The following is a 24,622-nucleotide window of genomic DNA, read 5'->3' on the forward strand; positions in this document are numbered from 1 at the left end:
TTCTGGTCAGCGTCGTGATCAGCGATCGAAGCGGCCTCTTCAGCCTTGAGCACTGGCGTCTCGTCGGCATTGTCGGCGGCCACGTCGGCAGCAGCCTGCTGAGCGGCGTCAGCACCGGCGGCGCGAGCTTCCTCGGACTTGGCATCCAGGCTCTCGTGCGGGTACTTCGCATCCTTCGGGCCCTGCTTCTCGAGATCCTCGGTCACCGTTTCCGACACGGTGTGGGCGTTCTCCTTGAGCAGGTCCTTCTCCCAAGCAGCCATCGGCTGCTCTTCAGCGGCATCGCCTTCAGCCTTGGTGCCCTTGCCCGAACGCTCAAGCAGGCCCTCAGCCACGGCATCAGCCATGAGACGGGTCAGCAGCTCGATGCCGCGGATTGCGTCATCGTTGGCCGGAATCGGATACTCAACAGTCTCCGGATCGGTGTTCGTGTCGACGATGGCAACAACCGGGATACCCAGCTTGTGAGCTTCCTCAACAGCCAGGGCTTCCTTGTTGATGTCCACGACGAACATGGCCGAAGGAGTACGGGTCATGTTGCGGATACCGCCGAGCTGACGCTCCAGCTTGTCCTTTTCGCGCTCGAGCAGCAGCAGTTCCTTCTTCGTCAGACCGGAGCCATGCACATCGGTGAAGTCCATTTCCTCAAGTTCCTTGAGGCGGTTCACGCGCTTGGAGACGGTCTGGAAGTTGGTCAGCATGCCACCGAGCCAACGCTCGGACACGTATGGCATGTTCACGCGAGTGGCCTGCGAAGCGATGGCGTCCTTGGCCTGCTTCTTGGTGCCAACGAACAGCACAGTGCCATTGTGGGCGACAGTCGTCTTGATGAAGTCATAAGCAACATCAATCATGTCCAGGGACTTGAACAGATCGATGATGTGAATGCCGTTGCGCGAAGTGATGATGTACTGCTTCATCTTCGGGTTCCAACGGCGGGTCTGATGACCGAACTGCAGACCAGCGTTCAGCATCTCGCTCATAGTGATTTGAGCCATGGGGTGACTACCTTTCTTGTCGGTTCTTGCCTGGCCATGCGTACCTGCGTGCAGCTTGGAACAAACCCGTCATTGAAACGGGCCAGCCCTTGGCCGACCGACACAGGCCGTCGCGGACATGACGCGAAATGGGTGTGTGTCTGTAGACAATATTGGGTGGCTTCCTCCGCCTGCGACTGCGGATTCATCCGGGTTGACACACAAGCGCACAATATAGCATGCCCTGTCGTCATATGACGATAGGGCATGAACAGTATCAGATCATCTACGAATCGTGCAGAACGCCAACGGTTTGATACCTATGCGTGGTGGGCGGGAATAATGAATATCATTCCCGAACTGCACACCCGGTCACTGCTGATGTTCGCGCATATACTTGAGGGCTGCGCGACGTTCCTCTTTCTCCAGGCGGTCCAGATACACATGACCGTCCAGATGGTCGGTTTCATGCTGAATCATGCGGCCCATAATACCGTCGCCTTCCAACACCACCTCATTGCCATCCAAATCAATGCCGCGGCAACGGGCGTAGTCAGCACGGCGCGTCTTATACCACAGTCCCGGCACGGAAAGGCAGCCTTCATCGCCATACTGCTCCCCACGCGTCTCTTCAAGCACAGGATTGAGAATGTAGCCGATTTTGCCGTCGATATTGTAGGAGAACGCACGCAGCGGCACACCAATCTGATTGGCCGACAAGCCGGCACGACCCGGATCGTCGACCGTGTCAAGCAGATCTTGCACAAGATGGCGGATGGCTGGAGTGATTTCCTTAATCGGGTCGCACTGCGTACGCAACACGGGATCGGGGACGACACGAATGGGGCGGATGGCCAATGGGGGCTCCTGTTCATCAAACAATGGTTGGCATGCTGATCAATCGTGCATGCGGTTACTCTGTTACCCATTTGTAGGGTCGGTGCTGGACGTTGAGCGCACCGACCCCAACCGAATTCAGCTGTGATTGGCGAGCGTCGATGAACCAGCCGAGTCCCGCGTCGAGCCCTCCTGTTCGGCCACGTCGACGGCAACGTCTGAAGCCGCGTCCACGGCGGCCTGGGCCACCGGATCCTGCATGGGCTGCGCGGTGTCTGCATCCTGCGTCACATCCGCAGTGTTAGCAGTATCTGTACCATCTGCATTGCTCTTGAGCATGCCTTGCACTCGGTCTTTGGCTGAATTCGCGGCGTTCGACACTGATTCGGCAGCATTGCGCATCGTTTCATTCGTGCGCTCAAGAATTTGCACGCTCATCGGCACATGCAAATTCGATGGCACGGGCGCGTAGAGCTGACCTTCAATGACCGACGCATACTTGCTGAGCACTTTGGCGCGCACCACTTTCATACTGGCTGTCAGCGTGCCATCTTCCTGATTGAAATCATCGGAGAGAATCACAAACTTGCGCACCGATTCGGCTCGCGACACCTCACTGTTGGCTTTGTCAACATACTGCTGGACAAACGCGCGCACGGCATCAGAGTTGGCAATGTCTCCCTTGGCCATATCGGCGTCAAGGCCGCGGTCGGCAAGCCAACCACGCACCGTTTCAAAATCCAACGTCACAAGTGCCGCAATGAATGGCTTGTTGTCTCCCACAACCACAGCCTGGGACACGATCGGACAATTGCGAATCGTGCTCTCCATTGGCGCGGGCGTCACGTTCTTGCCACCCGCCGTGATGATCAAATCTTTCTTGCGTCCCGTGATATAGAGGAATCCTTCATCATCAATCGTGCCCAAATCACCAGTATGCAGCCAACCGGAAGGCTCGAGCACTTCATCAGTCAACTGGGGATTCTTGTAGTAGCCAAGGAACACGTTCGGTCCCTTGACCAAAATCTCGCCATCATCAGCTGTCGACACAGCCATGCCTGGACCCGGACGGCCTACGGAACCGGCACGGTTGGCTTCTTGCCAATTCACAATCATCGGAGCGGCGGTTTCGGTCATGCCATACCCCTGAATGAACATCAAATCGTCCATGCCGTTGAAGAAGTGGACCAGATCAGGGTTGATTGGCGCGCCACCGCACGCAAGATAATGCAGGTTCGGACCCAATGCCGAACGGATGGACTTGCCCACGGTACCCATATAAAACGCATGTTTCATTTTTTGCGCACGTGTGGGGTGCTCATGATTGTTCATCATCGTTGACCATTGCACAAAATGATTGAATGCATTCGCAAAAACGCGTCCCTGGACGCCAACACCGGCCTTCTGGGATGCAGCGTTATAGACCTTTTCAAACACACGCGGTACACCAAGCAAATACGTGGGCTTGAACGAACGCATGTCGGCAAGCAAATGTTTGGCGTTGCCCACATATCCGGCCACACCATGGCCGCCGATGCACACATATTGAATATATCGGGCGAAACAATGCGCCAACGGCAAGAACAACAGCAAACGGTTAGGCTTGTAAAGCATATCGGGCAATACTTCGTAGGCGTTGAGCACAATATGCATGAAATTGCGGTGCGAGAGCATCGCACCCTTCGGCTTTCCGGTTGAGCCGGACGTGTAGACGATAGTCAACAAATCATCGGCGCGAACACGTCCAATGGCCTCGTCGAGAGCATCATCATCAATGTTTTCGCCAAAGTTGATCATTGCATCCAACGCCCCATGGGCAAAATTGAACACATAATCAAAACCCTCACGGTCTGCCGCAATGCGTTCTAGAACCAGCGTGTGCGCTTCATCGCCACCAAATGCCACCACAGGTTTGACTTCGTCGGCAATCGATGCGGCTTGCGTCTCGGAATCAGTCTCGTAAATGGGCACGCTGACGGCACCAATCGCCGCACAGGCGAAATCGATGACTCCCCAATCGTATGAGGTTTCGGCGTAGAGCACCACCATTGATCCCTGGCGAACCCCCAAAGACATGAGTCCTTTGGCGACGCTGCGCACTTCGGCCAGCATCTCCCCCGCCGTCACATCAAGCCAACGGCGATCGGTGTCGCTGACCAATCGTTGAGCAATCAGGTCGCCGGGGTCAGCGGCAGAGCGCTTGGCCAATAACGAATAGATCGTATCCTGCTCGGTCGTTGAGACCATATCTTCCAAACCATATTGACGCAACATGCCAACGAGTATAGCGCCGACCACGCGCTTGCCCCATCAGCATGTTCCCCTTGAGAACAGTTGCCGGGATGGTTGCCGTGTCACCGGCCAAATGGGCGAGGAAGAACGTTGTGGTGAGTGGTTCGCAGATTTGCGTGGCTCACATGGTTCGTGCGATGCGTGTTGTGCGTGTGTTCGAGTGGATTTTGAGTGTGTTTTGAGCGGTTTTTTAGACGACACGCCCGAATTTTCACAAAATGCCCACCGGTGACGCTTGCATATAGGCGTTCTTCTGCATATTGTGGCAGTGCCACGGTCGGGGGGCCGTGGGTAACGATGTGAGTAACGATTGTGTATAGCCGAAGGGGGTTGAACACATGCTTGATACCATTGCCGATCCAGAGGATATGCGTCACTGCTGTCGTCCGTCTCGACTGCCGGTGTTTGATGGTGTGCTTACGTTGCGCAATGACGGCCAAGGAACGAAGTTCCATATCACTGCAGTAATGCCGAATCTCACGGAAGGCCAAGCTCAGGCCATGGCCCAGTTGACCAGTAGGATCACGTGCCTGTGTGCTGAGGTGCTGCGTGGCCACCAGCCGTTTGACTGCCTCGAACTGGCGATGACTGAGGAATGCTTGGATCGGTTGGAAACGTATGGGTATTTGATCACCGAGTATGTGCTGCCGCAAACCTCATATGACGGCGTATTCGCTCAAGCCTACCCACCCATTCCGCTGTTGATCAACGGCATGTTCACTGACGAACGCCAGTTCAGCGCTTCCGTGCTGCTCGGCATCGGCAACAAGACATGCTGGTGCACGTTTGCGTTCCGCAACACCGGCAGTCGCTGGGTATGCACGGTCGCCGATATGGGCTGAGTTTTCACGCAGTCCTGCTTTGGTAGGTTGGAATATTGATATTGCTGACGATGCAGCATATAGCTCTGCCATGCTCTTGACTCGATACGGCACTGCTGTGCGCTACCGTTGCGTGCGGTAGCGCACCACCAATGAAAAAAACGCGATGGCACTGAAACGGGTGTTATCCGTTATTGCAATGCCATCGCGCAACATCACGATGCTGCCTAGCAGCTGCTGCCGCATGGGCACCAACGATTGACGTGGGACCTTGCTGGCATGCGACTATTACGCAGCGTATTCAGGATCGATAGATCAACGCCCGGTCGGCGTGACAACCACATTGCATTTCTGGAAGTTCTTCAAATCCACATATCCTGTCGATGCCATGGCACGGCGCAGGGCGCCGCAGAAATTCAACGTGCCATCGGCACGGTGGCTTGGACCATGAAGAATTTGCTCCAGTGTGCCAACAGTGCCAGGAGTAGTCCGCACGCCGCGAGGCAATGAATCGTGGCGGGCTTCAGCACCCCAATGCGTGCCGCGGCCTGGAGCCTGCGTGGCACGAGCCAACGCGACACCAAGCATGACCGCATCGGCACCCATGGCCAGCGCCTTGACGAAATTACCGGTGTACCCGGTACCGCCGTCAGCGATGACCTGCACATAGCGGCCACCCGATTCATCCATGTAATCACGGCGCGCTTCAGCCACATCACTGATGGCTGTGGCCATGGGTACGTCAATGCCAACCGTCAACGAATTGGCGCTGGTTGCACCACCGCCGAATCCGACGAGCACACCGGCGGCTCCCGCACGCATCAGATGCAATGCCGACGTATAGTCCGAAGCGCCGCCAACGATGACCGGCACATCGAGTTCATAAATCAGCTGCTTCAAATTCAGCGGCTCATGGTCGGTGGACACATGCTCAGCAGACACCACAGTGCCACGAATCACGAACAGGTCCACGCCCGCTTCAAGCACGGCCGGCAGGAATTCCTGCGTGGTTTGCGGAGACAAGGCACCCGCCACAACCACACCGGCTTCACGAATTTGCGTCAAACGCTGTTTGATCAGTGACGCTTTGATGGGCTCTTGATAAATCTCTTGCAGATACGCTGTCACCTTGTCATCAGGCAATTCGGCAATACGCTGCAACATGGGTTCCGGGTCGTCATAACGTGTCCACAGACCCTCGAGATCGAGCACGCCAACGGTGCCCAATCGCCCAAGTTCAATGGCTGTTTGTGGCGAAATCGCAGAATCCATGGGGGCGCCGATAATCGGCACATCGAATTCGTATGCGTCCACCTGCCATGTGGTGTTCACATCGTGGGGGTCACGTGTGCGTCGTGACGGAACAATGGAGATGTCATCAAGACCGTAGGCCATACGGCCCTTCTTGCCAAGACCGATTTCAATTTCCTGAGCCATGACTCACAGGCTAATGGGTCTCATTGACACGACACATGGTGGACATCTTGCTCGCCAGGTAACACACGGCCGCTATGAAGAGTGGTGACGGTAATGAACCGAATTAAGGGAGTCCTAAAGAACATGGCCAAGATCAAGGTTGAAGGCAAAGTCGTCGAACTCGACGGTGACGAGATGACGCGAGTCATCTGGAAAGATATCAAGGACCGCCTGATCCTGCCTTATCTGGACATCGATCTCGAATACTACGATCTGGGTATCGAGAATCGCGATGCCACGGATGATCAGGTGACCATCGACGCGGCGGAAGCCATCAAACGCGAACATGTTGGCGTCAAATGCGCCACCATCACCCCTGACGAAGCACGTGTGGAAGAGTTCGGTCTCAAGAAAATGTGGAAGTCGCCCAACGGCACAATCCGCAACATTCTTGGCGGCACAATCTTCCGCGAGCCTATCGTCATCTCGAACATTCCACGGTTGGTACCAGGTTGGACCAAGCCCATTGTGGTGGCCAGGCACGCATTCGGCGATCAATACAAAGCCACGGATTTCAAGGTGCCGGGCGCTGGGCAGTTGACTGTCACGTTCACCCCAAGCGACGGCTCCGAGCCGATTCAGCATGTAGTGTATGACTATCCGGGTGCCGGTGTGGCCCAAGTCCAATACAATCTGGATGAATCCATCCGCGGATTTGCCCGCGCTTGCTTCAACTATGGTTTGTTGCGCGGCTACCCGGTGTATTTGTCGACCAAGAACACGATTCTCAAAGCCTACGATGGCGAATTCAAGGATATTTTCGCCGAGGTCTTTGAAACGGAATATCGCCAGCGCTTTGAAGAGGCCGGCTTGACCTATGAGCATCGTCTCATCGACGACATGGTCGCCAGCTCGCTCAAGTGGCATGGCGGCTATGTGTGGGCTTGCAAGAACTACGATGGCGATGTGCAGTCCGATACCGTCGCCCAAGGTTTTGGCTCGCTGGGATTGATGACCTCGGTGCTGATGACCCCGGACGGACAGACGGTGGAAGCGGAAGCGGCACACGGCACAGTCACGCGCCATTACCGTCGTTGGCAGCAAGGCGAGAAGACCTCCACCAACCCGATTGCCTCCATCTATGCGTGGACTGGCGGTTTGAAGCATCGCGCCAAGCTCGACAATACACCTGAAGTGGCCCACTTTGCCGAAACTCTCGAACAGGTCATTTTGAGCACGGTTGAGTCCGGTCGCATGACCAAGGATTTGGCCATGCTGATTGCCCCGGATCATGAGTGGCTCGATACTGAAGGGTTCATGGACGCCCTCGATGAGGAACTGGCCAAAGCATTGCAGACCAAGTAGTTTCCCCACCTAGACACCAAGGCGACATCACAACACGTGAGGAACGTCATTGGTTGCTAGGCATGCGTCATGGGTAGAATGGCATGGCATTGGTGTGGGATCGTCCCACACTGTGCCATGCCATTGTTGTATGCAGCGCGGTGTCACGGTGTGACCCACCAGAACACCGTTGGATTCTTGCAAGCGATAGCGTGGCGCAATTCCTTGCAGAAGGCGGCGTAGTCGATTGAACCATCCCTTGCTTAAACGTCTCACCAACGCAGTCGCGGGGTTGCTCTCCACGGCCTTGATCATGACAGCGGCAGCCTGTGGCACCACATCGTCCACCGCGTCGTCCACCACCCCGGTCACTGTCGACCATGGTCATGTGGCATTGTTCACGCCATCCACAGAGTTTACGTTGGCCACGTCCGTACCGCTCAATCGGTGGAACCAATTTGTTCCTGCAGTCACCAACGCGTTGGTCAGTCAGGGATTCACCAAGAAAAATATCATGTCAACAACGTCGTCAACGTTGGAAGAACAAAGCCATACGATTCAGGATTATGTGGTGCAGCAAGTCGGCAACAATCAAGATGAGCCATACGCTGATGCACAGAATGAATCCCATGCCACCACGATTATGGTCGCTCCAGCTGTGCATCGTGATCAAACGATGCTGGCTTATGGCGATTTGGTCAGCCAGCCATTGCCGGATCAGCGTGACACGGATGACGCCAGCGCCTGGAGCCGTCTAGCTTCCGCACTTACCTTGGCCAAGCATGCGGGCATGCATGTGGTCGTGTTGAGTGACATGATTCCTGAATTCACTCCTGACGCATACATCCAATTTGCTGACGCCGCCGCGATTGGTCGCATGCAAGCGCGCCAAATGATCAACAAGCTCGCCATGAACAGCGTTTCCAAAGACAACCCCAAATATGTTGAAATACTGCTGCCACTAGGGACTGATCCAACAAACGCCGACGAGACAACGGATCCCACTGCATTGTTCAATCAGCAGGCATTCACTGGGATGTGGGAAGAACTACGCCCATATTTTCTCAATGGCACCATGCGCTCCGTTTCAGGCACGCTGACATCGCAAACCACAAATGAGGATTGGAAAGATGTCTCGTTCAAAGCCACAAAACCCGACATGGTACAACATGAATTGCAACGACGCCTTGAGGCCGATGGCGATGATGACCATCTTGCAGCCATCGACGGAGTCATCGCGATGAACGATTATGTGGCCAACAATGTGGTCGCTGAACTGGGAGCATTGGATTATGTGGGGTCAGCGGCAGATATCAACCCTTCGATTGACATTCTAAGCATTGTCAGCAATATCACGGGTAAGAAAGATCTGGAGCGCGCCCAAGTGCCGGATGCCCAACAAGCACCCACTGTGCCACAGAGTGATCATGGTGATCATGCATCGCGCCCCGTGGTGAAATCCAGTGACGCTTGGCCTTTGGTGACGGGATTCGGCGCTTATGTGAGCAATATGCAAGACATCGTCAATGGCAAACAATGGTTGACCGGATTCGAGGATCGCAATGTATTCGCGGATAAGGCGGCCATCATATGCAACACGCTCAATGCCGATCAATCATTGTCGACACTGAATTTCCTGAGCGTACAGGGCGAAGGGGCAATGCGCACCTCAATATTGAGCTGGCCAGTGACTGTGGTCTATGCAGGCAATCTCAAACGCGAACTGATCGATCCCGGATACATTTCATTGGCTGATGCAGGCCTGTGACCAGTAGGACTCCTACTGTTTGAGCTCTTGGAATCTTGGGTTTCGGCCGCTGGTTTCTTGGATTTTCATGATGCCATGGCATGCGAGCCGCATTGTGCCTGCATCACCGTATATTCATTACGCGAGGCATACCTACCATGGTTTGAGCACGATGCGTTGCGCAGTCAATAATGCTTCAGGGTCTCGGTATTGACGATTGCCAACCTTGACACCCCAGTGCACACAATGGTCATCACAATGGTCGGAATGCCCCTCCACATGTGCAAACACCTCGCCTTGTTGCACGCTCGCTCCCACCGACAACTGTGTGGCCGCCGGCTCAAAAGTCAAGGTGCCCACTTCCCCACGAAGGCTCACCACTGACTTTCCCGCCACTGATCCTACGAAAGAAACGACGGCATCGAGCGGTGCGCGCAACTGGTCGCCAGTCTTGGCTTCCATGTCAACGCCGCGATGTCCGGCAAGCCAAGGTTGCGCAGGACCATCAAACGCTGCGATGATCCGGGCATTGGCCACAGGCGCCAGCAACGTCGCCTGACATGTTGACTGCTGTGTAGCTGATGCCAAGGGCACCCATGACGAGCTCGCCATCATGGACAATAGCGCCAACATGCCTATGCAGCAGGTGATATATAGGCGCCCCTGCATATCCGCCCATTGCTTACGCCACCGTTCCTGCATCCGACGCATCATACGCTGGCAATACTTGACATACTCATGGTGGCGCATGCCTGGACCCCATAATGATCGACCCGCCATCGGCCTCTCCCCTCACCCTTGCGCATCCCTGCGCGCTGCTTGCATAGCAGCCGATTCAACAGCAGATTCATGGCACGGTTTCATCGTTGAATCCGTGGAACGAATCCGCAAACACTTCGTGTTGAGTCATGCTTGTACTGTGCAGCAGAAAGGCATCAAGAATCAAATGCTGACGATGATTGTGGAGAACAATGGCGCCGGGCACGGGTATGTGCATAACTGCCTTGCATGTCGCCTCAGCGCCATAGCTTCATGTATTCCGGTATGCCCATCCGCATGATGAACCCGAGTTTCATGATTCGAACTGGTCAAGGACCTCATCTATGAGCATGCGGTCGCGCACCGCTCCCTCCCTCAGGCGCGGGAAGCGCCGATTGGCATTCGACGGCGCAGCTCCGGCAGCCCTGGATACATTGGATTTGCTCATGCCGTGCGCAATGGATTTCTCAGCCAAACGGTCCACGAGCGAATCAGCGATACGTCGCAATTGTTCAGCCACCCACACCTGTGCCAAATCGGCCGAGAGGCCATAATCCTCTTCCACTTCAGCCGAAGCTTCTTGCACGGCCGCCCATAGCACCATGAATGGCTTGCGCACATAAGCAAGGCGTTCATCCAACGTTTCCGCGCACAGTTCTTCCAACGCGCGCCGGTCTTCCTGATTGAGGCTCATGGTTGCTCCTCACGCATTCGCAAAAACAACGAAGGCCCATCAGATTTCCGATGGGCCTTCGCTCTACAAGCTCCTGCGACTGGGCTTGAACCAGTGACCGTCCGATTAACAGTCGGATGCTCTGCCAACTGAGCTACGCAGGAATGCGCGCTACCAGATTCGTTGTGTTCCGGCAACAGTCAGTAAACTTACACAACATCCCCAACTATTGCAAATCGGCGTGTTGCATCGATATGGAAAACTGCCATACTGGATAGGAACTATATGTTAATACCCAACAGTTATTTCCCAACAGTCAAAGATTGCTACCTATCCCCCGTCTGATCATCCACACAACAATCTGCATCTTCATCAGGGCGCATGCCATTTTCCTTCTGCATATTGCGCATAATCGCAGCAATCGCACGGCAAGCCACGTCTAACGGAATACGCTCCTGCTCTATGCGAGGCGCCTCGGAATGTGAGCCTCCCTCAGATAAAGCTACATACAAATCACGTTCATCTGGCGTCAATGATGGAGTCTGCTTGGGCGCATGTAATACGATAGGTCGGCTCGCCGCATCTAGCGCTGTAGCGAAATCCGCATATTCCGCATACGCATTTTCGTCCATAAGCACTGAATAGGCGCACACCCCAGACCCACGTAATCCGTCCAGAATTTCCAAACCATCGGCATCCATATCACCCCAATACACCACAGGCACTTGCGTGATCCAAGGTAGCAGTTGTGATACCAGTTTTTGCGCTACGCGTCCTTGTCCAAACACAACAACACCTCGACCAAACTGTGGCATATTTGGCATGTGCTGATAGGTATCTTTGTTCTCGACAATAATCACCATATCCACTTGGTGATCCGTGTCTGGTGTCCACGGTTTGCTGATTAACAGTTCATACTCGTTAGCAAGATATCGTAATCGCAATTCCCCCGGCCGTTCCACGAACTGTATTCCATCCAAACCAAGCAATGCAGTCAAGGCTCGTCTTCTAACTGATGATTGCGAACCTAACCATTTCGCACTAAATCCTGCGAGCGGCAGTTCCCGAGCGGACCACGGCAAATGAATCACCCGTGATGTTTTGCCCTGCTCATCAGTGACACATTGCACATGAGGTGCACATCGTGGCACAGTAGTAGTTGAAGCGCAGTCTTCACAGCCAATATCAAGGAATCCGGAATCAAGTCTGTATCCCATTTCCTTCAGCACATTACTGACACATTGGGTCGCTTGGATAAGCAACAAAAAGTCAATATCACTCTCGGTTCGCATGAGGTGTATAACGCGCCTAGCTGTCTGATCACTGACGGCAAGCTGATCGTGCAACTGGCGTATGCGAGTCATTCCCTGTGCGTATTGCTTCCGTATTGCGACATCAGCAACCCGCAGTGCCGCTTCCTGATCCGGGATGATAATGGCACCAGTTAAGCTTACGGAACGGCCGCCGATGCGCTTGGTCACTTCGCTTCGCATAAGCCCTTGGCGCGTGCAATATTCTCGCACACTACGCTCATGTGCATAACATGCGCTGGCGTGCGATTCCAGTATGGCTTGTGTCGGCCAACGGAATGGTATGCGTCGAGGCCAAGGCACCATTGTGTCAGATAAATTCCTTATCAGATCACGGTTCGCTTGCGTACGTACACGTTCCAAGTCCGGGAACTGCGAGCGCATCTTTTGGTCACCGGAGTCAGCCATACCTCACTACCTCTTCCTCATAAAGCGCGAACTGCGCATCTGGTGTCATATCAGTGCTCTTGATTGCTCACGGCATGTTTTCCCGTTCTGCGCGCCGTAGCGTGGTGCGTTCCTGCTTGGGATCTTTGACGGCTACCACGGCTTTGGTGGCTAGACGCATGATTTCTGATGTTTTGCTTTCGGGAGCCGAGACGATGATTTGGAATCCGAGCATGGGCAGTACTTTGAGTGCGCGCACCGTGTAATTGCCGTCTGCTTTGATTAATGCTTCATCCAGGAAGATTGTGGTGTATCCCGGATGGCCGTCCACGTCTCCTCCGAGTAGGTATATCAATGCCGCGCCGTACACGAACGACGTCAATTCTTGTAATGCGCCGCCTGATTTGCCGCCTGTGGTGTTCAGATGTTCTTTTGTGCCGTCGGGGTTATCCACGTCCACGGCGAATGCTGTGCGGCAGCGTGGGTCGAGGTCGAAGGCTCCGTATTGTTCAACGCCTGGTTGGTTTCTGACTTTGCCGAGCAGTGTGGTCAACATTGTGATGATTGGCTGCAGTTCTTGGAATGTCGCTTCGTCCTGGCTACGCGTATGTGCTCCTTGTAAACTCCAGTCGCGCATCAGGTCGATTGCATCGTTGAGCGCGTTTTTGAACGTGTGTGACGGCGGTTTGATGGTCACTTGGATTCGCATGCGTCCGCTTTTTGGGCCGTATGGCAACTTTTCGAACATCGTATTGATGTTGTCTAACGTATCTGTGATTTTGCGCGTGTCACTGCGCAATGCCGCGTTGATTTGTGTCAGGGAATCTTGGATACGTCCCAGGCAGAGTCGGTATTGTTCGTCTAACGCTGTCGGCGCGATTTGGGTTTGTAACTGCCGCCGTTCGTTGCGATATCCTTCAATATCGTTGACCGATGGTTCCAATGGTCCCACCACGTCGGCATGGTTCGCCACGTATGCGGACATGCTTTGTTCGACTACTGTGGCTTGCTCATCGGTTAAGGTGCGACATTCTTTGAGTTTGGCCATGGCTGCCTGACTGATTTTTCCAAGGATCATGTCCCTGAACCGCGCGATGTCATCGTCGTCAGGGACTTTCGTGTCACCTGTTTTGGTTGATCCCACGATGATTGCCGCGCGTTCACTATCAGTCGTGTTGGCTGCTCCGAACTGGTTGTCTATGGTTTGGCGCATCAATTCGATGGCGTGCGGATCCAGGACGGCCAGTTCACGCTGTGCCGTTGGTGTGACATGTGTCTTCCCGACGGCCGATTCAGGCACGTTTTTCAACCAGTGTTGTTCAAGTTCAATCAAACGTTGCTGATGGTTACTCTGGTTGGTCAGTTCGGCCACACGCTGGTCTATGTCACGTTTGTCCTGCTGGCAGCGTTCAAGCTGTTCGGTAAGCTGCTGGATATCAGGATCACTTGTGATGCGTGTGATGCGTTCTTCCAGGTCTTTGATTGTGCGCACCGCTGAGCGCACGTCTACCTCGTTCCATGTCAGCTTGGTTACGTCACGATAGAGGTCATGCTGGTTTTCGAACGTCTTCAATGCTTCCTTGGCTGCGGACCTGGCTTTTTCCGCTTCGTTGTAACGCAGCTGCGCTGCCCGATACTGTGTGTCCAGTTGCGCCAAGTATTCCGGGTCTACGAATCCGATCAGGTCGGCAATGTTCTTGGAACCATACGCGCCTCGGGTCCCTTCCTTGAACTGTCCATCCGTTTGGATTTGGCGTGTTGTGATGCTGTCATCGATATGCTCCACACAAACGGCGTCATATTGGGGTTGTTGCACAGCATGGCGTACCCATGCGGCGAACGGGCTGGTATCGTTGAACCGCAATTTTTCTGAAAGCATGCTTTCATTGGGCGCATCGTCATAATGCTGATCGAGGTCCACGAACCGCCAATTGCGCCGCATGATCGCATGGGCATCCAGATGCTCGCTGACAGCTTTGGCGAATCCTTGTTCATGGCGACGGTCAATGAGAATGATCTGGCTTAATGGCGCATATACGACATTCATGGCATCACGCCATTGTTCCTCATCTTTGCGCACATCCATGAGTTCCGCCACATAGGGTAGGTCTTGTGCGCTCAAACCTGCGGCTTGGGCCAGCGCGTCGCGTGCGGCAACGCGTTCATTGTCGGCGGCGATACGCACGCCTTGCTGTTGGGTTTGTGTGATCTTGGCTTTGATCTGGTCGCGGACTTGTTGGGTTTCTCGGACGGACAGCGTGGCGTTCATTGTTGCATCGTCGAGTTCCATACGGCGCTCATGCTCATGATTTAAGAAATCCGAAGCTTCATCATGCAGCGTTTCCCATGCTTCCTGATTGTCGGGCATGGTGAGGTCCAATGGTTCGAGCAGTGGGCGTAGCTCATTGACATGGCTACGCGCGCGCCGTTCATCACTGACTGCGTGGCGTCGTTGTTCCTCGAGTCGTGGAAGCTGGGTGCCACCATGTTTGTCAAGTTGCGCCTGGATTTCCTTGATGCGTTCTTCGGTTTTGGCGGCATCTTCTTGGACCGAAGCAAGAATACGGTTGTTATGCTCACGCTCGGTGACCAACTGCGGAATGGATTGACGGACATGGTGTGCCAAACTCGTATTGATCCATGCGAGGATGACGGATTCACCTTCTGATGTTTGCGGATCAATCGGCAGATATTGGCGCGTGCGTTGACGGCTGACCTCGTAGGTCTCGTATTGGCTAAGGATGGCTTGAACTTGGTTGAGCCGTTGTTGTTTGCTCTTGAGTTCGTTGAAAATCTCAGTGTAGCGTTCGTAGTCTTCAACGGCGTCTTTGGCGTATTGCAAGGCTTGCGGAACGTCAAGCACACCTTGTTTGAAGATGTCGTCAAGCTGGTTGGGTGTTTGCGCCGACTGCATGCGGTACAGCATGCGGCACGCATGCTCGTTGACACCGAGTCGACGCCACATGACTTCTTGAAACGACTGTTGGGTTGTGTAAATCTGGGCGTTCGGATAGGTGGCCCGCAATTGCGATTTGTTGAATGGTTCATTGCGATACCGGTCCATAAGACGCGGATCGATGGGTTCATCGCTGACCAGGAACCATTTGTGGATGCTGCTGCTATCGGCTCCGGCTGCGAGGGTCATGAATTTGGCGCAACTGATTGTGGAACCGTCCGTGTGATTGATGTAGGTGTCTACGATGGCGCTCCACACGGGCATCGGCATGCCTGTGGAACCAGTACCGCGTAGATAGGTGGCGTTACCGTCCGCACCTTTGGCGATGAGGCCTCGAATGTAGGTGTAGTCGCTACGTTCGCTACGACCTGAGTTGGATGCTTTGTTGAACGGGATGCCAGTGGGATAGAACAGTGAGGTTTGCGCGTCGAGGAGCGTGGATTTGCCTGATTCACTGGCCCCTGTCAACAGCGTGACAGGCATCGTCGGATCACATGACGGTTCGAATGTATGGTAGCCGTCATAGCTGCCCCAATTGACCAGTTGGCGTTGGTGGAGCATCCATCGGTTGGCGATTATCGCTGTGGTATCGTCGCGCATATCATTGTCCTTCTTCGAAGAGGTCGTCCATCGTGTATTGCGTGGTTACCGCCGTGACTTCCATGCCGGGCGTGGTGGGCTCATCCGTTATCACATCATTCATGGTGGCGCGTGGTGCAACCGTTGATATGTCGGGTGCCGTATCCATGGGCGGCTGGTTGGCTTGGGCCGCCCATTGCCGGACCTGGTCAAGCGTCATGATGGCCGGCACAATGCGTTGGACCAGATACGTGTCGGGATCGTCCTCCAAGGATTGGAAGTACCCGTAGTTGATGGCGCTACGAATCAGGCTGTCGACTTCAGCGTCGATACCGGCTTCATCAATGCGTGAGGCAAGGTATCCGGCTCCCGTGGTCAACGCCGTCTTGATCAGACTGCGCGAAATCCACCATTCCTCGGGAATGATGCGTTGCGCTTCGCATTCGGCGACACGGTCACGCGCTATGCACAGCAATTGCATCATCGGGGCGTTCAGGCGTGACCGTTTCTTGACGGAACGCGGCAACCCTTCCTGTTGGGATACGGGCGTGGCATACATGACATCGTAAGTGTCCGAATAATGCAGTTCGAGCAGGTCGTTGTTCAACGAAGTGACGACTTCTTCATAGTGGTCGTTGACCATGCTGACAAGTTCACCGGTGATATAGCGTTCGGTTTTGAGCGCGATGGCTGCACGGCGCGCGTCAAGGCTCATGACGGAACAGTCCTCCGGGAACAAAGCGTTGGGGTTGGCGATGTCTTCCGGGTTGGTGTCGTTTTCGTCGAAACTGGTATCGATCGTGTCGTTCATGTCATGTCCTTTACGATTGCCATGAGGTGGTCTGCGGAAATAATCCAAGAAGGGGTGCGCCAAATCACGGGAGTGCCGTCGTCGCCCACACACCGCCACAGCGATGTGCCAGGCTCCTGACGGCCGTCGAGCGTAAGCAAGCCAACTATTTCACAAGCGCGACGGTCCTGGGCGCCCAGAGTGTTGAAACTGGCAGCCAAATCGATCATCCCATCGTCCTGCAGCACGGGCTGCTCGAGAATCAACGTGGCGATGCGTCGCACTTGCGGGCCTCCCCTACGGATCATGTCGCCCACGTCGAATGGTTCAACGTCACCCGAAACCCCGAGCTCAGGAACGTCAACGTTCACAACTGTTGCGAGCGCGCGTTCTGGAACGGGTAGATAGCTGCCTTCGGCGGATTGGGTGATGAATGGGGATGCTGATGCTGGTCCGGTGACGTGGCCGGCGGTTGTAAACAATGTGGTCAGTGCCGTTGACATGGTGCGGTAGACGGTGTTGCTGACTTGGTTGACGAGTTGTTGGACGGCGATGTCGGATTGGCGTCGCTTGTCTTGTACGTTGAGGATGCCGGATTCGACGCGTTCGAGTTCCATGCTGACGGTGTTGAGCAGTCGTGCGTTGTCGTCTGTGACGAGGTTGCTGGCGCGGATGGCGGCGATTGAGTCGGCGAGTTGGGTGGCGCCGCCTTCGTCGAATAGGATTTGGAACGCTTCGTGGAATCGTTGGCCTTGTTCGGATTCTTCGAATGCCATGCGGTAGTCGCGGTGGTAGAGGTTGAGGATGTCGTCGACGTCGAGGTTGTGGTCTTGTTGTCGTAATCGTATGTCGCTGGCGTTGTGTTGTTCGGTCATAGCTAGTTCGGCGAGTTCTCGTGGGATGCCGCGTAGCATGCGTAGGATTACGCCGATTTCATCGCCTACTTGGCGTGGGGTGAGTGTTTCGGTGTCAAGGCCGGCTTTGAGTAGGTCGATTTGGTGTTGGCGTTGGGTGATGTCGTTTTCGAGTAGTTGGATGCGTTCGGCTGGGTCGGTGGTGAGTTTGCGTCGTACGCGTTCCACTACGTCGATGATGCTGTTGGTTTGTGCGCCGGAGAGCATGGTGGTGCTGTCTTCGAGTTGTTCGAGTGCGTCCATGGCGCGTCGGCAGCGTGGCGTGATGGTGTATTTGTAGCGTTGGGTGTGTTGGTCGAGGATGCTGGCGATCCAGAGGTATCGGCCGCGTTCTTCTTTGCTCAGTTCCACGAGTAGTGTTTCGCCGTTGTGGAGTGGGGATGCGGGATTGTCTCGTGTGTCTTGGTCGATGAGGTTGGCTTGGGTGAGTTGGCGTAGGCCCTCGTTGAAGAGCATGATGAGTCGTTCTTTGTAGAGTTCCGCGCCGAGTGGTTGGAATGCGTAGCGTAGTAATGCGATGTACATCTGGGATTGGTCGCGTCGCAGCAGTGTCAATACGCCTTCGTTGTAGGTGGGGGCGAGACGCTCCCATTCGTTGACGGCGTCCGCCATGGTCACCCCTTGTGGTGGTTTGTTGTCGCTTGCATTTCTTTATCGTAGGGTATTGGCTGGCAAGGCGCGCCAATACTTGAATATTGGCGTTATAAACAACTATTCATGAACGATATGGTTTCAGAGCAATACGTTGGACGTCCCTTACATAGCTTCAAAAATATACATTTTATTAAAATTTATCCCATCTACATGCTTTTCGATTCACACATGTTCTGTTTTATAAATATTATTTATTTAAAATTAGATTATATATGCATATCATTGGGAAGGACATTCAAATACTCTCACGAGAGGTGCATATGAATAAAGCTAAAACTTTAATAGGTGCATTATTCAGTACTGTAATACTTCTTGGCTTCATCCCAGCAAATGCAAATGCTGACGTCATACCATTTAAGCGATGCGACTTTTACTTGCACAACCAATGGTACGACCATGGGATACCGACGCTCGATTCCTGCAGGAACATGGCTCAGCACGGTACTGTAAGCCAACTCAGGGCATGTACGGCACTCACCGGCTTTGGCATAACAAATAAACCATAATGAGGAGGTGGTCATGGGTTGGGTGGTATTAGCCATTATTGTTATTGCGATTTCAGCTTATTTCAGTCATGAATACATGCTTGATTGCAAGGCTCCCAAGTTGCGTGATGGTTCAACGGAAGACCGTGCCATGGATAAGGATTTGAATGATATTGCGCGAAAAATTGATGAGAAGAAATATGTATGCCGATAATGGCAGGCATATGAAGCGGTCCTATGGGTACTGCCCATAGGACCGCTTTTCTCTGTTGTGTGTTGGACTCAGGCGACGGACTGCTTGAGTGTTATCAACGGTTGCTGTGCGCGCCAGACTTGCGATGTGCATGGCGTATGCCACGCGCTGATGCCAATCCTATGAGCGCGCATGCTACGAATACGGCTACCAGTGCGGCAATCACGATCCACATGACATTTGTGCCGGTGTGGGCGAGCGCTGCGGGGCGTTTGCCGTTCCAGTCGTCGTGGTCGGCTACGGCTTGCGTGTCGGCGCAGTGTGTGTTGGCGCTGGTGCCTGGTGTGTTGTCGAATGGGTCGGGGTCGGTGATGGGGCATTCGATGATGGGCGTGGCGGTGACGTTGATGCGGTTGGTATGCGTGTCGTCTTCGTGGACGCCGGTGAGTGTGGCTTCGAGGGTGATGGATTGGCCTGGTTTGAGGATGAGTTCGTTCCAGTTGTCGGGGTAGGTGATGTTGGTCAGTTCGCCCGATCCGTTGATGAGTTGGTCGTTGAGGGTGAGGTTGGTCAGGCTCATGCCGGCGCCGGTGTCGTCGGTGTTGGATGTGTTGGTGATGGTGATGCCGATTGGCGTGGTGTCACTGGTCATGTTGAGTGCCTTGTCTGTGGTGTCGCGGTCGCCTTCTTTGGGACCTGTGGCCAGATCGTATTTTTCTACGGTGATGCTGGCTGTCAGGTCTGGTGTGTGCGTGGTGACTGTGTTGGATGGGCGTGTGGTGCCGTTGATGGTTTCTTGGAATGTGTTGGTGATGTGGTCTCCTGGTGCGATGCGTTCGCATTGTATGTAGACGCGGAATCCTATGGTGTCTGCGGCGCTTGCCAGGTCGAGCCAGCGTCGGGTGGCGCTGATGGTGAGTTCGCCTTGGTTGTTGTGTTGTAGGGTGAACAGTTCACCTCCGTAGGGGGTGGGGTCGATGGTGGTGCCTGCGATGCGTTCGCCGGTGGTGGCGATGATCATGTCGCCATCGTATACGTCATGGGTGGCGTATACGGCCCATTGGCCGGTGTATCGGTCGTGGGTGGTGTCTAATGGGTCGGTGATGTCCCATTGGGTGATTTGCGGGTAGGCGCGGTTGGCTGGCAGTGTGCTCGAGTCGAGTTGATAGAGGAATGTTTGGCCTTTGCGGATGCTGGTGTTGTTGGCGCTGGTTTCCCCTATGGTGACGACTACGTCTTTGGATGGGTTGATTGGTTGTAGTGGCGTGCTTACTTGGCGTGTTTGCACGCGATGGTTGTTGGTGATTTGGGTTGCCTGGTTGGTGATGGTGGTGTTGTCGCTGACTTTGATGACGCTCATGGGTAGTACGAGAGTGTAGGTGTGCCCTAGCATGGTTTGGTCGATGCTGGGTTCGGTGAGCGGATCATGGTCGCGTGTCGCGTAGGCGGCCAGATCGTCGGGTTGTGGGTCTCCCGGGATGATTTCACCGGTTGCAGGGATGTGGGTGTCGGCGAGTTTGGCGAATGCGTAGGTGACGCCGTCCTTGTGCTGGATGTTGAACGCGTCGGTTACGTCTTGGCCGCTGTCGTTGAGGATGTGTACGGCTGGTTCGTTGAGACGCAGGTATTCTTCGTCCCAGTCGTCGATGATGCCTAACCGGTGGACTTGGTAGGCGGTGTTGTGTTCGGTGAGCTTGGCTGCATCCAAGGTGATCTGGTAGTAGATGGTGTCGCCGAGCAACGCGGTTTTGCCGTCAATGTCGATGCTCGCGTCCTGTTGGGTGATGTGTTTGTCGGGCGTCGTGTCGGGTGGCGTGTTGTGCACGATGTTGGATGGGGTGAGCGCGTTGTTGAGCGTCAACGCCCACTTGTTGGCGACTTTCCTATCGGTGGGCGCGTTGTTGTCTACGGTGCCTTCGAACCGGATCATGATGCTCGGGTCGGATCCTTTGGGCCAGTTCGTGGCCACGTAGTCGTCGCGCAATGTGAGGGTGACTGTGTGGGCGGTGTCGTCCCATACGGTTTCATAGTGTTGTTTGGATACGCTTTTGCCGGTGTGCAGGTCGGTGATTTCCATGGTTTGCCTGTCTGGATGCAAGTATGGGTCGTATTCGTCTCGGATAATCACTTGGCGCACGTCGTAGGCGAGGTTGCTGGCGAGTTTGGGATGTGTCGTCAATTGGTATTCGACGCGTTGACCTGGGAACACGGTTTTGCCGTTCACGCTTTCCTGGTCGCCTCCTTGGGATGCTTCCGCGACCACGTCTTTGACTACTGGAGGCACGTAGCCGCAGATTTTGGGTTCATTGGTTGCTTCTCGCGTGTCCGCTATGGTTTGCGCACCACGGTTGGTCAACGCCTGGCCTTGCGGACTGGTGCAGAACGCCACTTCGTCACCGGCTTGCTTGCCGAAGTCGTGGCGTACTTGCGCGGCGCCTTGACTATGCGCATACCGTATGGTTCCCGGGATGAGCAACGTGAGTTGGCGCGCTTTGCCCATGCCTTGAAGCTGCGCCAAATATTCGGGTTTGGCGTTGGCTGTCACCATCGTGCCATCTTTGGCAATGGTGAACAGAGCTGTCACGTCGCGTCCTTTACGCGCGATATCAGTAAATGAGGATGCCGCATCCGTGTCCACGTCAACGTCATACACTTTGTAGGCCGCCGGATCGTCAGCATCCCAAATATAGTCGGCGTTGGCGTAATCATCGATGAGCGCGAGCGCGGATGGTGTTGTTGCCAGGTTGGCTGCGATGGTGCCGTTGACGACGGAGGCGACGCGTTCTTCGTCGAGGAAGACCATGTTGTCAGCTCCTGTCGTGTTGGTTTCTTTCGGGTCGATGACAGTGTCCCATTGGCCGTCTGCACCTAGGCGCACCCAGCTTTTGTCCGGGTTGGGTGTCCAGATGGTTACTGGCGGCTGGTTGGTGGTGACGGGCTGGTTGTTCCATTGTTCCCATCCCTGGTTGGGTATGGTGACACTGTGGCCGGCTTTGAGCGCGTTGGGTTTGAACGTGCCGGTGATGACCATGCGTACCGTCCGGTCGTTGGTTTGGTTGGCGCTTGCTTTGAGCAGTGTTGGTTTGGCCGTGGCAGTGGTCGTGTGTTGTGAGGTGGTGATGGTGAATTCACTGGTTTTGTCGACGCCGTCTACGCTGATGGTGGCTTTCAGCGAGTCCATGTCGATGTAGGTGGCGGCTTGGTCCCAGTTGTCTGCAATCTGATAGGTGTGCAGGTCTTTGGCGAGGTTTTTGGGTAGCAGTCCGTTGACTGTTACGGCGAACGTGTCGTGTTGGATGAACGTTCGTTGATCGGCGCTGACCTGGTTGGTCCATTCGGGGTCTTCGCTTTGGTTCGCGCTACCTTCGTCAACACTCCAACTTTTGTTGGGGTGTGGGGTTCTGGTGTAGACGGGTGGTTTGTTGGTTGGTTTGTCTTCGTTGTTCCAGATTTCCAAGCCCGCGTTCGTCATCGTGGTGTTGGATCCTGGGGTGGGGTTCTTTTTGAATACGCCGGCCACATACAGGGTGACGGTTTTGTCGGTGGTGTTGAACGCGGTGGCGCGTAGGAATGATGAATGTGCGGTGGCGATGGTGCGGTGTGCAGTGGGGTCGATGGTGATATCGAATTCGTTGGTTTGGTCTTGACCGTCCACGTATACGCGCACATCCTGGGGACGGTTCCAATCGATGTATGGTGCTGATGCGGTCCAATCGTCGATGATCTGATAGGAGGTGAACATGTTGAACAGGTGCGCGGGTATGCGACCGTTGACTACGGCTCCTACACTGTCGCCGGGTACGAATGTTTTGGTGTCAGCTCCTGTCTTGTTGGTCCATTGCGGGTCGTTCGCGCTTAATACGCCTTGCTCGTCCAACACCCAGCTTTTATTGGGGGTTGGGGTCACTTTGGTCACTTCACGCCCGTTGCCGGACTGGCACATGTGTCCGTCCCCGTTCCAACATGCTGATGAGTCGTCATGAATCACATAATCCTTGTCGGAAGGCACGGTGGCTTGTGGTACAACCAGCGTGTACAACCCGGATGCCGGTGTTTTCACAAACGCTTTGACGGTGCGTTGTCCTGATACGGAATCGTCGACACTGATGTCAGCCCCTGCGCGTTTGCCGCTCGGATCGGTCACATAAACGGCGGACAGGTCGTCATGGTCCACAGCGCCGATATGCACGCGGTCGGCACCCAAGCGGATTGTGTCGTAGAGCCAGAATCGTGTGGACGCGGATGATTGTGCCGTTATTGTTGCCGTGTACAAACTGCCTGATGGCAGGTATTCGTTGGGATTGGCGATGGTGTCACCGGCCGCGTTGACGATGGTCTTGCTGGGGTCGGGCAGTGTGGATGACCAGGATTCTTTCGCGTCATTCTCTCCCTGATGGGTTGCGGCCGTTTTCATTTTGCCTTGTTTGGGTATGGTCACGTCAAACCAGAATTTGCCAGCAGGCCAGCATTGCCAAGAGGAATCCACTTGCGTGTGGGTGAATGACACAGTGGTGTTCGCGTTGTTGGTGGCGTTGAACTGCTTGGATGTTTGCCGTGTGGAACCGTCCACGCCACGCCACGTCAACGTGATTGTGCCATTGACTTGTTCAGTGATATCCGAGTTGCCCCGTGAGAGCTTAATCGTGTCGCTCACCGGGTTTGTTGCGCCCGCGGACGTGGTGGTCGCTGCGGTTTGCGTACTGACGGACAGGTCGTACTCCTGGGGTCCTTGCGGCTGGTATTTGTTCAACGTCAAAATGATGATGCCCGTGTCCCCTTTGTTCGCGCCCCGTTCCATCAGTGCACGCACCGACGTGGATGGATCATCTTCAAACGGGTCACCAACCCGGTAGGTTTGGCCTTCATGCGCATACGTACGTGGTGCGACTGTGTTGTTCCATTCATCAATCCATGAGCTGGTGACGGCTTTGCCTGACCCGTCATCCTTACCCAACGTGGAGTTGTAGGCGACACCCACACCGACCACACGGCAATTGGCTGGTCCCTCACCCGGATGTTTGTTGGCGAACGTCAATTCGCATTCCGCTCGTGACTCATCCAAGGCGCGTTGCGCTCGCGTACGGCCGGCGTCACTGATCGGCAGGTTCACCGACTGGTAGGCGTTCAGTACGCTTTGCATATCCGATGCCGGACCGAACGATCCAGTGTTCTCATCCTTGTACGCCCATACCAAGCCCATGGCCTGGCTGCCTCCCGTACCGCTCTGGTCACCTTCACCACCGGTGGCGTATGCGCCTGGCGCGGCGAATCCCATGACAAACGCGGCGCTCAACGCCGCTGCCACCACACGTTGACATCCCCTACGATTCGTATGCGTGCCCATCACATGAACCTCCCCTGACGGTATGCCAGCCCCATTGTTGTAAGAAGCTGGCGATGGCGGCTTTCGCCATCGCACACCATCATCAGATACGGGCACACGGTTCACGGACCACACCACCACGCCGGCAGCGCACACCAACCGGCG

At 54.8% G+C, this 24,622-nt stretch carries 14 protein-coding genes, 1 tRNA gene and 1 pseudogene; 4 read left to right on the top strand and 12 right to left on the bottom strand.

What is annotated here, in order from left to right:
- Window positions 1-224 precede the first annotated feature (224 nt).
- From rpsB to BGLCM_RS05535, 3 genes and pseudogenes are all read right to left on the bottom strand, one after another.
- A pseudogene (rpsB, locus tag BGLCM_RS05525) lies at window positions 225-998 on the bottom strand (30S ribosomal protein S2); the annotation flags it as partial.
- Between the two features lie 351 nt (window positions 999-1,349).
- Window positions 1,350-1,835 (bottom strand): peptide deformylase, encoded by a 486-nt coding sequence (locus BGLCM_RS05530; protein WP_044085027.1) that lies wholly within the window; start codon window positions 1,833-1,835, stop codon window positions 1,350-1,352.
- 117 nt (window positions 1,836-1,952) lie between these two features.
- Window positions 1,953-4,088 carry an AMP-dependent synthetase/ligase gene (locus tag BGLCM_RS05535; RefSeq protein ID WP_006294662.1) on the bottom strand — a complete coding sequence of 712 codons (2,136 nt, stop codon included), beginning with the start codon at window positions 4,086-4,088 and terminating at the stop codon, window positions 1,953-1,955.
- 356 nt (window positions 4,089-4,444) lie between these two features.
- Between BGLCM_RS05535 and BGLCM_RS05540 the strand changes: the two genes are divergently transcribed.
- Window positions 4,445-4,948: a hypothetical protein gene (locus BGLCM_RS05540; protein ID WP_006294664.1), complete on the top strand. Its 504-nt coding sequence runs from the start codon at window positions 4,445-4,447 to the stop codon at window positions 4,946-4,948.
- Window positions 4,949-5,242: 294 nt separating this feature from the next.
- Here the strand turns inward: BGLCM_RS05540 and BGLCM_RS05545 are convergent, their stop codons facing one another.
- A complete protein-coding gene (locus tag BGLCM_RS05545) occupies window positions 5,243-6,364 on the bottom strand; it encodes a GuaB3 family IMP dehydrogenase-related protein (RefSeq protein ID WP_006294667.1) in 1,122 nt (373 codons plus the stop codon).
- Window positions 6,365-6,487: 123 nt separating this feature from the next.
- Here BGLCM_RS05545 and BGLCM_RS05550 point away from each other — a divergent pair, with 123 nt between their 5' ends.
- Complete coding sequence (locus tag BGLCM_RS05550; protein WP_044085028.1) at window positions 6,488-7,708, top strand: NADP-dependent isocitrate dehydrogenase; 1,221 nt, start codon at window positions 6,488-6,490, stop codon at window positions 7,706-7,708.
- Between the two features lie 292 nt (window positions 7,709-8,000).
- Entirely contained in the window at window positions 8,001-9,455 is a 1,455-nt protein-coding gene (locus tag BGLCM_RS05555; RefSeq protein WP_148401522.1) for a type 1 periplasmic-binding domain-containing protein, read from the top strand.
- 132 nt (window positions 9,456-9,587) lie between these two features.
- Here the strand turns inward: BGLCM_RS05555 and BGLCM_RS08305 are convergent, their stop codons facing one another.
- From BGLCM_RS08305 to BGLCM_RS05590, 7 genes are all read right to left on the bottom strand, one after another.
- Complete coding sequence (locus tag BGLCM_RS08305) at window positions 9,588-10,136, bottom strand: M23 family metallopeptidase (protein ID WP_162013709.1); 549 nt, start codon at window positions 10,134-10,136, stop codon at window positions 9,588-9,590.
- Window positions 10,137-10,506: 370 nt separating this feature from the next.
- A complete protein-coding gene (locus BGLCM_RS05565; protein WP_006294673.1) occupies window positions 10,507-10,887 on the bottom strand; it encodes a hypothetical protein in 381 nt (126 codons plus the stop codon).
- A gap of 70 nt (window positions 10,888-10,957) precedes the next feature.
- Window positions 10,958-11,030 (bottom strand) — tRNA-Asn (locus BGLCM_RS05570).
- A 162-nt stretch (window positions 11,031-11,192) separates the two neighbouring features.
- The gene (locus tag BGLCM_RS05575) at window positions 11,193-12,359 is read right to left on the bottom strand and encodes a DUF2220 domain-containing protein (RefSeq protein ID WP_006294674.1); all 1,167 of its coding nucleotides are present in this window, start codon (window positions 12,357-12,359) and stop codon (window positions 11,193-11,195) included.
- 292 nt (window positions 12,360-12,651) lie between these two features.
- The gene (locus tag BGLCM_RS05580; protein ID WP_006294675.1) at window positions 12,652-16,119 is read right to left on the bottom strand and encodes an ATP-binding protein; all 3,468 of its coding nucleotides are present in this window, start codon (window positions 16,117-16,119) and stop codon (window positions 12,652-12,654) included.
- Between the two features lies 1 nt (window position 16,120).
- On the bottom strand, window positions 16,121-16,909 hold the full coding sequence (locus tag BGLCM_RS05585) for a DUF4194 domain-containing protein (RefSeq protein ID WP_006294680.1): 789 nt from the start codon (window positions 16,907-16,909) through the stop codon (window positions 16,121-16,123).
- Window positions 16,906-18,414, bottom strand: coding sequence for a DUF3375 family protein (locus BGLCM_RS05590; protein ID WP_006294682.1), 1,509 nt, complete (start codon window positions 18,412-18,414; stop codon window positions 16,906-16,908). The genes BGLCM_RS05585 and BGLCM_RS05590 overlap by 4 nt, the downstream gene beginning before the upstream one ends.
- A gap of 561 nt (window positions 18,415-18,975) precedes the next feature.
- Between BGLCM_RS05590 and BGLCM_RS05595 the strand changes: the two genes are divergently transcribed.
- Window positions 18,976-19,155: a hypothetical protein gene (locus tag BGLCM_RS05595; protein ID WP_006294684.1), complete on the top strand. Its 180-nt coding sequence runs from the start codon at window positions 18,976-18,978 to the stop codon at window positions 19,153-19,155.
- Between the two features lie 94 nt (window positions 19,156-19,249).
- On the opposite strand, the gene BGLCM_RS05600 is transcribed toward BGLCM_RS05595, so the two are convergent.
- Window positions 19,250-24,478: an LPXTG cell wall anchor domain-containing protein gene (locus BGLCM_RS05600; protein WP_238548642.1), complete on the bottom strand. Its 5,229-nt coding sequence runs from the start codon at window positions 24,476-24,478 to the stop codon at window positions 19,250-19,252.
- Between the last annotated feature and the right edge of the window lie 144 nt (window positions 24,479-24,622).

The sequence above is a fragment of the Bifidobacterium gallicum DSM 20093 = LMG 11596 genome (genome assembly GCF_000741205.1).
GTDB classification, from domain to species: Bacteria; Actinomycetota; Actinomycetes; order Actinomycetales; family Bifidobacteriaceae; genus Bifidobacterium; species Bifidobacterium gallicum.

What these genes read in the sequence shown, in the direction of transcription:
- BGLCM_RS05535 (WP_006294662.1), bottom strand. Translation starts at nt 4,088, where the DNA reads ATGTTGCGTCAATATGGTTTGGAAGATATGGTCTCAACGACCGAGCAG.
- BGLCM_RS05540 (WP_006294664.1), top strand. Translation starts at nt 4,445, where the DNA reads ATGCTTGATACCATTGCCGATCCAGAGGATATGCGTCACTGCTGTCGT.
- BGLCM_RS05545 (WP_006294667.1), bottom strand. Translation starts at nt 6,364, where the DNA reads ATGGCTCAGGAAATTGAAATCGGTCTTGGCAAGAAGGGCCGTATGGCC.
- BGLCM_RS05550 (WP_044085028.1), top strand. Translation starts at nt 6,488, where the DNA reads ATGGCCAAGATCAAGGTTGAAGGCAAAGTCGTCGAACTCGACGGTGAC.
- BGLCM_RS05555 (WP_148401522.1), top strand. Translation starts at nt 8,001, where the DNA reads ATGACAGCGGCAGCCTGTGGCACCACATCGTCCACCGCGTCGTCCACC.
- BGLCM_RS08305 (WP_162013709.1), bottom strand. Translation starts at nt 10,136, where the DNA reads ATGCAGGAACGGTGGCGTAAGCAATGGGCGGATATGCAGGGGCGCCTA.
- BGLCM_RS05565 (WP_006294673.1), bottom strand. Translation starts at nt 10,887, where the DNA reads ATGAGCCTCAATCAGGAAGACCGGCGCGCGTTGGAAGAACTGTGCGCG.
- BGLCM_RS05575 (WP_006294674.1), bottom strand. Translation starts at nt 12,359, where the DNA reads ATGCGAAGCGAAGTGACCAAGCGCATCGGCGGCCGTTCCGTAAGCTTA.
- BGLCM_RS05580 (WP_006294675.1), bottom strand. Translation starts at nt 16,119, where the DNA reads ATGCGCGACGATACCACAGCGATAATCGCCAACCGATGGATGCTCCAC.
- BGLCM_RS05585 (WP_006294680.1), bottom strand. Translation starts at nt 16,909, where the DNA reads ATGAACGACACGATCGATACCAGTTTCGACGAAAACGACACCAACCCG.
- BGLCM_RS05590 (WP_006294682.1), bottom strand. Translation starts at nt 18,414, where the DNA reads ATGGCGGACGCCGTCAACGAATGGGAGCGTCTCGCCCCCACCTACAAC.
- BGLCM_RS05595 (WP_006294684.1), top strand. Translation starts at nt 18,976, where the DNA reads ATGGGTTGGGTGGTATTAGCCATTATTGTTATTGCGATTTCAGCTTAT.
- BGLCM_RS05600 (WP_238548642.1), bottom strand. Translation starts at nt 24,478, where the DNA reads ATGGGCACGCATACGAATCGTAGGGGATGTCAACGTGTGGTGGCAGCG.